Source organism: Reichenbachiella versicolor (genome assembly GCF_003171675.1).
Taxonomy (GTDB): Bacteria; Bacteroidota; Bacteroidia; order Cytophagales; family Cyclobacteriaceae; genus Reichenbachiella; species Reichenbachiella versicolor.
Genome location: NZ_QFZQ01000002.1, coordinates 240,668 through 253,168 on the forward strand (window position 1 = coordinate 240,668; position 12,501 = coordinate 253,168).

At 34.6% G+C, this 12,501-nt stretch carries 10 protein-coding genes; 6 read left to right on the top strand and 4 right to left on the bottom strand.

What is annotated here, in order from left to right:
* Positions 1 to 82 precede the first annotated feature (82 nt).
* From DKG80_RS05955 to DKG80_RS05965, 3 genes are all read left to right on the top strand, one after another.
* The gene (locus DKG80_RS05955; RefSeq protein ID WP_109830406.1) at positions 83 to 2,944 is read left to right on the top strand and encodes a hybrid sensor histidine kinase/response regulator transcription factor; all 2,862 of its coding nucleotides are present in this window, start codon (positions 83 to 85) and stop codon (positions 2,942 to 2,944) included.
* Between the two features lie 75 nt (positions 2,945 to 3,019).
* Positions 3,020 to 4,108: a potassium channel family protein gene (locus tag DKG80_RS05960; RefSeq protein ID WP_109830407.1), complete on the top strand. Its 1,089-nt coding sequence runs from the start codon at positions 3,020 to 3,022 to the stop codon at positions 4,106 to 4,108.
* Positions 4,105 to 4,518 (top strand): hypothetical protein, encoded by a 414-nt coding sequence (locus tag DKG80_RS05965; RefSeq protein ID WP_109830408.1) that lies wholly within the window; start codon positions 4,105 to 4,107, stop codon positions 4,516 to 4,518. Before DKG80_RS05960 ends, DKG80_RS05965 begins: the two co-directional genes overlap by 4 nt.
* 38 nt (positions 4,519 to 4,556) lie before the next feature.
* Here the strand turns inward: DKG80_RS05965 and DKG80_RS05970 are convergent, their stop codons facing one another.
* The gene (locus DKG80_RS05970; protein WP_109830409.1) at positions 4,557 to 5,195 is read right to left on the bottom strand and encodes a GOLPH3/VPS74 family protein; all 639 of its coding nucleotides are present in this window, start codon (positions 5,193 to 5,195) and stop codon (positions 4,557 to 4,559) included.
* Between the two features lie 32 nt (positions 5,196 to 5,227).
* Positions 5,228 to 6,505, bottom strand: coding sequence for a cation:proton antiporter (locus tag DKG80_RS05975; RefSeq protein WP_109830410.1), 1,278 nt, complete (start codon positions 6,503 to 6,505; stop codon positions 5,228 to 5,230).
* Between the two features lie 310 nt (positions 6,506 to 6,815).
* On the opposite strand from DKG80_RS05975, the gene serA reads away from it, so the two are divergent.
* The 3 genes from serA (at position 6,816) to DKG80_RS05990 (ending at position 10,981) form a co-directional block, all read left to right on the top strand.
* A complete protein-coding gene (gene serA, locus DKG80_RS05980) occupies positions 6,816 to 8,714 on the top strand; it encodes a phosphoglycerate dehydrogenase (protein ID WP_109830411.1) in 1,899 nt (632 codons plus the stop codon).
* Between the two features lie 240 nt (positions 8,715 to 8,954).
* Positions 8,955 to 10,037, top strand: coding sequence for an aminotransferase class V-fold PLP-dependent enzyme (locus DKG80_RS05985; protein ID WP_109830412.1), 1,083 nt, complete (start codon positions 8,955 to 8,957; stop codon positions 10,035 to 10,037).
* A 17-nt stretch (positions 10,038 to 10,054) separates the two neighbouring features.
* A complete protein-coding gene (locus tag DKG80_RS05990; protein WP_109830413.1) occupies positions 10,055 to 10,981 on the top strand; it encodes a universal stress protein in 927 nt (308 codons plus the stop codon).
* Positions 10,982 to 11,028: 47 nt separating this feature from the next.
* Here the strand turns inward: DKG80_RS05990 and DKG80_RS05995 are convergent, their stop codons facing one another.
* Together DKG80_RS05995 and DKG80_RS06000 are read right to left on the bottom strand one after the other, a co-directional pair.
* Positions 11,029 to 11,385 (bottom strand): transmembrane 220 family protein, encoded by a 357-nt coding sequence (locus DKG80_RS05995; protein ID WP_109830414.1) that lies wholly within the window; start codon positions 11,383 to 11,385, stop codon positions 11,029 to 11,031.
* A 56-nt stretch (positions 11,386 to 11,441) separates the two neighbouring features.
* A complete protein-coding gene (locus tag DKG80_RS06000) occupies positions 11,442 to 12,497 on the bottom strand; it encodes a sugar phosphate isomerase/epimerase family protein (protein WP_109830415.1) in 1,056 nt (351 codons plus the stop codon).
* Between the last annotated feature and the right edge of the window lie 4 nt (positions 12,498 to 12,501).

Sequence of the window (12,501 nt, forward strand, 5' to 3'; positions counted from 1 at the left end):
TGATTCTGAAGAGAACAGCTCTAAAGGCTAAAGCAGTAATGACCTAACCTATATCTATTTAAAATAATTACCCTTCAAGATTTTGAAATTCATATCATCCGTTTTTCTTGCATTTTTATTAGCAGTCTTTAATTCCACCGCCCAATCGACTTTAAAAATAGATACCTTCAATAACCTTTTCCTAGACTCTCTCCAAAACAGTCTATCTTGTAACGAAATAAGTAATATTATCTACCAAATTGAGTCTAATCCTAGCTTAGACAAAAAAAGCAAGAACTTCGTAAAATTTCTTCATCTCACGACTGAACACTTTTATAACTGTAGCAATTTTCAGGAAGCAATTCATAGATATCTTGCTTTACTCAGGCATGCTGAAGGTCCAAAGTTAAATTCATTAGATAGAGCAGAGATATATGGAAGACTTGGAAACTGTTATTTTGAATTTAAAGAATTTGGCATTTCTCTAGATTACTATCTTGAGCAACGAGAAATTTTAAGTAATAAAAAAGAGAGTAGGTTGCACAGAGTTAATGAATCCAATATTGCTATGGTATATTATGCCATTGATGATTTAGATAACGCTATTCATTCTTATCAAAAAGTAATAAAAAAAGGGACTGACTCTGATGTAAACCTTGCTCATGAATATGTTACATTAGCGATGATATATCGTGAAAAAAACGAACTCGAATTAACCAAAAAACATCTTAACAAAGCACTTGAATATGCCCTAACTTATAAGAATTATGGGGATCTTGCTTATGTATATAGATTTTTTGCATTATACTACGTAGATAAAGGGTTATTCGAAAATGCCGTAGAGAATTTCAAATTAAGTTTGAAATTCAACGAAAAAATAGAGGACGTTGATGAGACTCTAGAGGCATCCTTCTTATTTGCCGAATCATATTATGAAAGATCTCTCTTTGAAGAGGCTATTAAAATAGGACATCAATACTTAAATCTAGCAATTGAGAATAGCAATTATGAAAAGATAGATCGCCTCACAAGAGTCATTCGTGATTCTTACATAGGCCTAAAAGAATATAAAAGTGCAATTGAGATCATGGATAAGTATTCCTATGCTAAAGACTCTATAGAAGCACAAAGAATCAAGAATATTGCACTAATGACTGAAGTAAGAGCTAATACTCAAAACAAAGTATTGGTTCTACAGCAACAAGATGAAATCAACACACAAACTATTCGTGCTCAAAACATATTGCTCTATTCCTCTATTGCAGGTATTGTTCTTTTAATTATAATAGCAATAATTATTTACAGAGCTTTAGTAATCAATAAGAGACTATCAAAAATAAATGCTGAACAAGCAGAAAAACTAAGGCAACTAGACGAAGCCAAATCGAGATTCTTCTCTAATATATCTCATGATCTGCGTACCCCTACTTCATTAATCATTGGAAGCATCGAACAAGTTCTTAAAAATGAAGATATATTTCTCAATTCAAAGACAGAGCGACAACTTAAGACCGGTCTTCAAAACGGAAATCGAATCATTCACCTAACCAATGAAATTAATGAACTTATCAAACTTGAAGACGGTCGTCTAAAAATCAACAAAGAATATATCAACTTAGACGATTTATTGCACCTATTCACACTCATGTTCAGCTCAATGGCTGAAGTTAAAGGAATTAAACTCAACTATTCTAAAACAAATTTTGAAGAAGCGCCTGTTTCTTCAATAGATGTAAAGCATTTTGAAAAAGTACTTTTCAACTTACTAACTAATGCGATAAAACATTGCAAAAAGGACGACTCGATTACTATTTCTCTTGACAAAGAGGGTAGTGAACTGATATTATCCATTGCAGATTCAGGAGCAGGTATTCCAGAAGAAAATCTTCCATATATCTTTGAAAGGTACTATCAAGCACCTAACTCCAATTTTAAAATAAAGGAAGGTTTTGGTATTGGGTTAGCATTAGTCAAAGAAATAATAGATCAACATGGAGCCAAAATTTCTGTAAAAAGTAAGATCAACGAGGGGACCCAATTTGAGATAAGATTGACTTTGGAACATGTTGATAACACACAATTATCTAATGAACATAATTTAGAATTCAGTCAAAATGCTCAAGATTTATTCAAGGATATTGAATTTGTAGAAACAGAAGATAGACCTATCGTCAAATATGAAACTAAAAACGAGAAAGGTAAAATCAATGAAAAGACCGTCTTAATCGTTGAAGACCATCCTGAAGTACGACAATATATAATTGATATTATCGAGCCATATTACAGTATTATAATGGCTGGCAATGGCAAAGACGCGTTAAAAGCTCTAGAAACAAAGCATGTAGATATTATAATTACAGACTTAATGATGCCATGGTTTGACGGGTTTGAATTACTTGAAAAACTAAAAGAAAATAGCAATTACAGCAAGATACCAGTCTTGGTTATATCGGCTCGAACGTCTGAAGAAGATAAGCTAAGAGTCATAGCACAAGGCGTACACGACTTTCTACACAAACCATTTAGTTCTGAAGAGCTCATTGCCAGACTGAAAAATTTAGAAAAGCGTATTGGTCAATGGAACAATAAAGACACTGACGCATTAATTATTAATGATAAAAGCACCTTAAATGGAATCGAAAAATCTCTTGTAGATCAAGTAGAAAAAATGATTATAGATAGAATTGATGACCCTACACTTACAGTAACTTTCCTCGCCAATAATCTATCTATCAGCGAAAGGAAATTCTATAGAATGATCAAGAATCTTACAGATTTCACTCCTTTCGAATACATCAAAGAAGTTAAATTTCAATTCGCTCATAGAGCAATTGTGGAAGGTAAAGTAGAATCACCATCTGAAGCAGCTCAGTTAGTTGGGTTAACAAATGTCAGTCACTTTAGTACTCAATTCAAAAAGAGATTTGGCAAAAAACTAACAGACTTATTTGAAGCTCAAGCCTAAAAACAAGATCAATTGTTCTCTTAATTGCGTTTTTTGGATATATTGAGTCAATTTTTCAATCCCAACACCTAGAAATTGAGCACTTCCGAAAAGCAGAAGATATATCGGTTTATAGTCGGCTTCATTATAGTTTTAGCCATCTATTTTATTCTGATTACTTTACTGGTTCATTTCGAACGAGACAGTGATCAATCGGCCATCATTAGTTATACAAATGCCATTTGGTACACAATAGTCACATTGACTACCGTAGGATATGGTGACGTCTATCCTGTCACCATCTATGGAAGAATAATTAGTTACGTTTTTGTTATATTAAGTATGGGTGTGTACGGTTTCATGATTGGTCAATTTGCTAGTATTATCACTACTTTTAAACAAAATAAAATGCTTGGATACAATGGAACTTTATTCGAAAACCATGTCGTTATTATAGGGTGGAATGATTTCGGACACTTGGTCACCGAACAACTCATAGGGGCAAGTAAACAAGTAGCCATAGTTACTAATAATAAAGACGATATTAGTATAATCCATGAGCGTTACAGTAAAAAACAAGTCTATACCTTATTCTCCGACTTTGAAAATACTGAAATGTTGAGAAAAGCTAACATTGAAAAATGTTCGGTAGTATTTGTAAACTTAAAAGACGATACTGAAAAACTCGTTTTTGTTTTAAATATGAAGAAGATTTTCAATAATCTAGACTTCGTAGTTACTCTAGAAAATTCAAACCTAAAGAATACCTTTATTAATGCCGGAGTAACAAACGCCATATCTCCACACGAAATCTCTTCGAAAATACTGGCAAGCTACATGTTTGAACCAGATGTGGCATCATACACTGAAGATATAATGTCTTTTGCGCACACTCCTAGTGACTATGACATCAAACAGTTCTTAGTAACCTATGACAACCCTTATCTTAATAAAAATTATCAAGAGGCTTTTCTAGATATCAAAGAAAAGTACAATGGAATTTTGATAGGAATGGTCAAAAAAGACGAAAATGGTGATAGAAAAATTATTAAAAACCCAATTAAGGATTTTGAAATCGAATTAAGCGACTACCTAATTATAATTGTCAATGGCAACTCATTCGAGTTGATACAGAAAGCATTCAATATTGAAGAAGGATATTTCAAAGAAAGACACCAATCATGATGATCAGGTTGACCTTAGCAGTTTTTTCAAGTTTGTATTTTTTACTTACAGGGTGTGTCGAAAATAAAGATGTGAATTCATCTTATGGACCAAACTTCCGTGAAATACATGAAGACATTCATTTTCACTTTGATGAAGTAGTAGTGGATGGAAATAAGTACTTGATTTTAGAAAGAGATAGAAATAACCCTCACGAAGGGTTTGGATTCATGGCTTTAAAAGGAAACGATATGAAGTCCAATCAAGACTCTATCAAAGCTTACCTTAAAACTATTCTTGAACTTCAAAAAAAAATACTTTCTAATCAAGGTTTAAAAGAAGTGGAATCTTTGACTGAATCTTTATTGGAGAATAATATGATAAAATCTAAAAGTATGCGCTACACAAACAAAAATGCCGAAGAAGAATAACTTCATCGGCATCTTTATTTCTTAATAACAGGTCTCTCTTAACCAAGAGTCGCAAAATGGTTTTTTAAATCTTCAAGTACAACTTGAGTATCAGCATCAACCGCAGGTGATTTGATCAAATCCTTAGCCATTTTACCAGCATCTATAAGTTGATCACTATCTCTAAAAACCTCGTTCAATATTTTGCAATTATCTATCGAAGAAAGAAGCACAACAATAGCAAGAGATGCTTTCTGACCTTTAGTCACTACATTAATTAAAGTATCTCTAATTTCTTGCTCAAATGCATAATTTGCATTATCCATTCTTTCAGATACTGGAATCCATAGAAGCTTGGTAGATTCAACTTTTAAAATACCCCTCTGTACTAGCAATTCGATAACGTCATCTTGAATTTTATCAAATTGTGGAGCAATTTTCTTTATGGTACTTACAACAGAGTCTCCCCCTCCTCCAATTGCATTTAATACTCCATCTAATACTTTATTTCCAGTACCTGTAGAATCTTTAACTACGATTTTCCCGCCAGAAAACCCTAGTCTTTTGATTAAGGCCAATTCTAAGACAGAAATAGCTAAAATACCATGATCAATAGTGTGCTCAGCTGCTGACAAGAGTCTTCCCTCTTCATCATCAAGAGCTATCAACATTAATCCTTCTGCTAAACTAAGTTTCATCTAAAAGTCAGTTATGTCTTTATTAGTTATAATTAATTCTTTATTAGTCTTTCAATCGTCAATCCTTGAATCAAAATAGAGAACACAACCACTGCATAAGTAGCTGCTACAATTATCTCTTTCGCAGGAATACTATCAGACAATGAAAGCGCCAAAGCTACGGAAATTCCACCTCTTAAACCGCCCCACGTCAATATTATAATACTTTTCTCTTCAAATTTTTTCCCCGTAATCTTCTCTATAGCAGTCACAGGAATGGCCACTCCTAAGAAACGAGCAAACAATACAATGCTTATAGCAATAGGTGCTACTATTAAAAATTCCATCTGAAAATCCTGTGCAATAACAATAACTTCAAGTCCAATAAGAATGAATAGAATTGCATTCAAAGCTTCATCAAGAAGGTGCCAAAATTTATACACATATTCGCCAGTTGCATTTGCTAGTTTTTCACTTCGTCCTTCGTTTCCTATGAATAATCCCATCACAACCATGCCTAAAGGTCCTGAGACATGAGACAATTCTGCTAACCTTCCTCCTAGCATAACTAAACTTAGCGTAACTAACACTTCCAACTCAACATGGTCGTTATCAATATAATCCAAAAGCTTAAAACCAAGATACCCCAGACCTACTCCTAATGCTACACCTCCAAAGACCTCCTGACCAAATAACTTAGCTATTCCAAAAATTGAAGTATCAACATGATGCGCGGCATGCTCTCCACCTCCTCCCATCATAGACTCAGCTATGGCAGATATAGTTAAAAAAATCACAACACCTACACCGTCATTAAACAATGATTCTCCTGCAATTTTTATTTCAAGATTCTTAGAAACTCCGAATTTTTTAACCAATGCTAGAACGGCAATAGGATCAGTTGGTGAAATGAGTGCTCCAAATAACAAGCAGTAGATTAATTCTACTTCAACACCAATCATCGGAAAAGCATAGTACATTAAATAGCCCACTATGAAGGTCGACATCAATGTACCTAAGGTAGCCAAAACTAATACAGGCACCCTTTCTTCTAGAAGTTTGCTAAGATCCACCGATAATGCTCCGGCAAACAGTAAGAAGTTTAGCATAACATTTAAAAGCACTTCTTTGAAATCAAACTCCTCTACAATATGGCTTGCTCCGTTAAGAATTGAAGGAAAAACCATACCTAATAGTACAATTACCACTGATGACAATAGTGCTATAGCCATCAACCCTATCGTTGAAGGAAGTTTCAGAAGAGTAATATTGAGCAGCGTAAAAACTGCTGCAAGAAAAATGAGTAGAGTTATTAAATCTAGAATACCCATGTTTAGTCAGTTTATGGAATTGTTTTGAGCGATTAATATCGTTCGAAAGGCTAAATTAACCTCTATCCATTTAATTCAAACTAATATACGATAATTGACGCTTCTTTAAAGAGGAACCTTTGGCATTAAGCCAATTTTCTGTCTGGCTAAACATAGCTTATCTCGGCACTTATTCAATTTTCTTATATCTACCTCAGAAAACTTATAATAAAGAGGGTTTATTGGTACAATAAAAATATTTTTGCGTTCCAAAATTAAGCACCCATAATGTACACGTTTTGAGTGCTCTTAATTATTCGATAAACTACGAATGACAAAGGCAGCGACTAAAAATTTTGTAATTGATTTTGATAGTACATTTACCCAAGTTGAAGCTTTGGACGTACTATGTGAGATTACGTTAAGTGATACAAAATTGAAGGAATCAAACCTTCAACAAATTGCAGACATCACCAATCAAGCAATGGGAGGTGACCTATCTTTCAGAGAATCTTTAGAAAGAAGAATAAAGCTTTTACATGCAAAAAAGAAGCACATTCCATTACTTATAGAAGAACTAAAAAAACTTGTCTCTAAGTCATTTGTCAGAAACAGGGAGTTCATTGAGAAGCACAAGGACAATGTTTTTATTTTATCGAATGGGTTCAAAGAATTCATTGTACCAGTTGTTACAGAGTATGGCATCAAACCAGATCATGTTCATGCCAATACTTTTGAATTTGATGATGAAGAAAACATCGTGGGGTTCGATTATGACAACATTTTGTCAGAAAGTGGCGGAAAGCCGAGATTAGTAGAATCTCTCAACTTGGAAGGAGATATCTACGTAATCGGAGACGGATACAATGACTACGAAATCAGAAAAGCTGGAAAGGCGGACAGGTTTTATGCATTTACTGAAAATGTAAAAAGAGAAAAAGTAATTGAAGTCGCTGACTACGTTGCTGAGTCACTAGACGAAATTTTATATCATAACAATATGGAAGGCAAACTATCTTATCCAAAAAACAAGATCAAAGTTTTATTACTTGAAAACATTCACCCTAATGCTTCCAAAATAGTGGAAGAAGAAGGATACCAGCTTGAGATTCATTCGGCTGGAATGACTGAGGAGGAATTGTGTGAGAGGATTAAAGATGTTTCCATTATTGGTATCAGATCAAAAACCAATATAACTAAGAAAGTTTTAGACAGTGCCGAAAGGTTAATGGCTATTGGAGCGTTTTGTATTGGAACAAATCAAATTGATTTAGCCGAAGCGACTAAGAAAGGTATAATTGTTTTCAACGCTCCATACAGCAATACCAGATCTGTGGTAGAACTTGCTATCGCAGAAATGATTCTTTTGATTAGAAATCTTCCTGACAAAATCTCTTCTATGCATTCAGGAAAGTGGAAAAAATCAGCTACTAATGCATTTGAAATTAGAGGCAAAAAGCTTGGTATCATAGGATATGGCAATATTGGTAAACAACTTTCTATTCTTGCTGAATCTATGGGTATTCAAGTATACTACTATGATTTAGATGAAAAACTTGCAATAGGTAACGCTATCAAATGTAAATCTCTTGATGACCTACTATCTACAGTTGATATTATTTCTCTGCACGTGGATGGTAGAAAAACCAATAAAAATATCATAGGTAAAGCTGAGTTTGAAAAAATGAAAGATGGTATGATTTTCTTAAACTTATCAAGAGGTCATGTTGTAGATATTCAAGAACTAAAGAAGAACATTGAATCTGGAAAGATAATTGGTACTGGAGTAGATGTTTTTCCAGAAGAACCATTGAGTAATAATCATGAATTCATATCTGAATTAAGAGGGTTACCGAATGTGATATTAACTCCTCATATTGGTGGATCAACTTTGGAAGCGCAAGAAAATATTGCAGAATTCGTACCGAATAAGATCATAGACTATATCAATTCTGGTTCTACTCAAACAAGTGTTAATTTCCCTAATTTGACATTGCCTAAATTGGTAGATGCCCACAGATTTATTCATGTACATCAAAATCAACCGGGAGTGTTAGCAAAAATCACGAATACTCTAGCAAGTGGAAATATTAATGTGGTAGGTCAATATTTGAAAACTAATGAAGATATTGGATATGTAATAACTGATATCAATAAAGATTACGACAAAGATGTAATCAAAGAACTAAAAAAGATAGAAGGAACAATAAGATTCAGAGTTCTTTACTAAAGTAAAAAATCCCGACCCAATGGGTCGGGAATACTTTGAGACGGTTGTATAAACCTCTAATAGTAAAGATTTGAGCTATCCAAATGATTCGACAATCCCCGTGAGGGGCACGCTCTAGGCACCAGAGTCGCTCGTACGTTTTATAAGCATCAGGTTTATAACTATTGCTCAAAGCAGTTACAAAGATATACCATTAGAGAAACGGTACCATAGGTACCACGAAATATTAGAGATATTTAGATGAAAAGAATTTTTTTCACTCCTGGCCCTTCAGAGTTATACTTTACCGTCGAGCAACATATTTCAAATGCGCTTAAACAGGGTGTAGCCTCTATCAGCCATAGAAGTAAAGAATATGTAGCGATACAACAAGCTACAGAAGAAGCACTAAAAGAGCTTCTGAATATCCCTGAAGGATATCATATTGGCTTTATGTCTTCGGCCACAGAAATATGGGCTAGATCAATTGAAAATTTAGTATCTACTAAGACATACCATTTTGTGAATGGTTCATTCTCAGAAAAATATTACAAAGCAGCAATTGCACAAGGTAAGGAAGCCATAGCTCAAAACGCTGAACTTGGTTCAAACAATGATATTACTACTGCGATCATTCCTGAAGGGACTGAGTTAATAACCTTAGCCCAAAACGAGACCAGTACTGGAGCATGGATTCCTATAGAAGCTATTGAAAAACTAAGAAACAACTATCCTGATACTTTAATAGCCCTAGATGGTGTAAGCTCTCTACCTACAGCAGCAGTAGATATCAATAATGTTGATATGTTATACTTCTCGGTGCAAAAGTGTTTTGGTTTACCCTCTGGTCTAGGAGTATGGATTTACAATGATAGATGTCTGGAAAAAGCAGAACAACTAAAGGCTACTGGCAAATTTCATGATACATATAATAGTATCCTGAATGTTCACAAGTTTGGCCTGAAGCATCAAACCAGTTGCACACCTAACGTAATGAATATTTATCTCTTAGGTAAAATAACTCAAGACATGGTAAATAAAGGAGTAGACCAAATTAGAAACGAGGCTAAATATAAGAGTGTTCTGATCTATGACTTATTTGAAAAACATGAGAAGTTATCTCCATTCGTAAAAGAAAAACAATACAGGTCTCAAACTGTTGGTGTAGCTGAGGTAGAAAATGGAGCAACTGAATTGATGAATAAGTTAGCAGAAAAAGGACTAATTGTTGGAGGTGGATACAGTCAATTCAAAGGTCAACATATCCGAATAGCTAATTTTCCTACACACTCAAAAGAACAAATGGAAATGTTAGTTGACACCATAAACGACCTAGAGTTTTAATCGAACAACATTACAAAATGGATACTTTTGATAAAATACTAGTCTGTATTGATAACACAGATATTGATTCTGAAATTCTTACAGCCGCATCCTTGGTTAGTAAACTATCTGAGTCTAAGGAAGTACATTTTATATATGTCATCAAGGAAATAAACTTACCCGGAAGTGTATTGAAGGAATTTCCCAACATCATCAATGATTCAATCAATGATCGTAAGAAAGAAATCCAAAGAAAGGTAGATCAGTACTTTTTTAATGACGATACAAAAATCACTCTTAAAGTTTTCCCTGGTAGTATCACCAAATCCATATTAAGATATAGTGCTGAGATGGATGCTGATCTGATTGTGATGGGTAGAAAAAATGAAGTCAAAGGTGGCGGCATTAGTATTAACAGAATTGCGAGACGAGCAGCTTGTTCATTACTTATTCTCCCTTCTGGTTATGATCCAAATCTCAAGAAACTTTTAGTCCCAGTTGACTTCTCAGATGGAGCTTTGGTTTCCTTAAATCAAACACTTCATCTCGCTGAAAAGTCTGAGCAAAAAATTAAAGTCGTAGCTCAAAACGTGTATCAGGTCCCATCAGGATATCATTACACAGGTAAAAGCTACAAGGAATTTGCCAAATACATGCTCGAAAAAGTATCTAAAGATTTCGACAAATTCTTAAAGAAAGTGAAGCCCACAAACATCACTATTAAGCCTATTCATACACTGGATCGATTCGATAATGTAATAGATCAAATCTACAGTACAGCTAAAAAAATAAAAGCTGGAGGAATTGTCATAGGAGCAAAAGGTAGAACTAAGTCCACCTCACTATTTATTAGTAGCAAAGCCGAAAGGATGATTGCACTAGACAGTGAACTGCCTCTCATGGTCATAAGACCTAAGGGTGAAAGTGAAAAAGAGGGAATTCTAGAATACTTACGTAAACTATAAAATTAGTTAGTAGCAACTGGATAAGTATTTTATCCAGTTGCTATGTTTCAGCTCTTTTTGTACAAGTAAAAAATAGCACCAGCTGCTATCCATAAACCTAGAAACTCTCTTGTTTCTTCTATGTAAGGTTTCTCATAAACCATTTCTCCAATAATTTCATTTTTATTGGGCTGAACCAAATATTCTAAAAAGCCGGGAATGTAGAAAAGTGAAAAACCTAATAAGACTAACATTACTACCAAAGTCAATGATTTATTTTTTAACCCAAAGATTCGAATCACAAATAAAATACTCACTAAAGTATACATAGCTACCCATTTAATTGGGTCAGGGTCATTTAACTGAACAATTGCGAATAAGGCAAATACGACAGCCAATACTCCATAAATTATCTTCTGCTTCATGCCACGAATCTAACTACAAGGAGACTTAATCAACGATAAGCCTCCTACAGTAATTTCTACTTTACACCTAAAATATCTCTTAGGTGCTTTTTATCAACTTCACCTCCCGCGAAATCATCAAAAGTTTTTTCTGTCACTTCAATGATGTGATCTTTAATAAAAGGAGCACCTTCAGTTGCTCCTTGTTCAGGAGACTTGATACAACACTCCCACTCAAGCACTGCCCATCCATCAAAACCATATTGACTTAGTTTGCTAAATATACTTTTGAAGTCAACTTGACCATCTCCTAATGAACGAAATCTTCCAGGTCTGTCAGCCCAGTCTTGATATCCTCCATATACTCCGGACTTACCTGTGGCATTGAATTCAGCATCCTTCACATGAAACATTCTAATGTACTCGTGATAAAAATCAATATATTGAAGGTAGTCCAACTGCTGAAGAACAAAATGGCTCGGATCATAAAGAATCTTTACACTCTCATGATTACCGGTAGCTTTGAGGAATCGTTCAAAAGTAACTCCGTCATGCAAGTCTTCACCAGGGTGAATTTCATAACATACTTCTACCCCTTGATCTTTACAATGATCTAAAATCGGCATCCATCTATTGGCTAATTCTTTAAACCCTTCTTCTACCAAACCAGCAGGCCTTTGGGGCCACGGGTATACAGTATGAAATAATAAAGAACCTGAGAACGAAGCCATCACGTCTATCCCCATATGTCTACTAGCAGACGCTGTAGCCTTCATTTGATTTACCGCCCACTCTGTTCTAGCTTCTGGATTTCCATGAACACTCTCAGGAGCGAATCCATCAAACATACTATCATATGCTGGGTGAACGGCTACTAATTGACCTTGTAAATGTGTAGCTAATTCTGACACTTCAAGCCCTGCTTCATTTACGATACCTTTAATATCATCACAATAGTCCTTACTCTGACCTGCCTTCTCTATATCTATTACTCTAGAATCCCATGCAGGAAGTTGTACAGCTTTGTAACCCAATCCTGCTACCCATTCACATATATTTTTAAGATTATTAAATGGAGATTCATCTCCCATGAACTGAGCAAGAAATATTGCAGGTCCTTTAATTGTCTTCATTTTC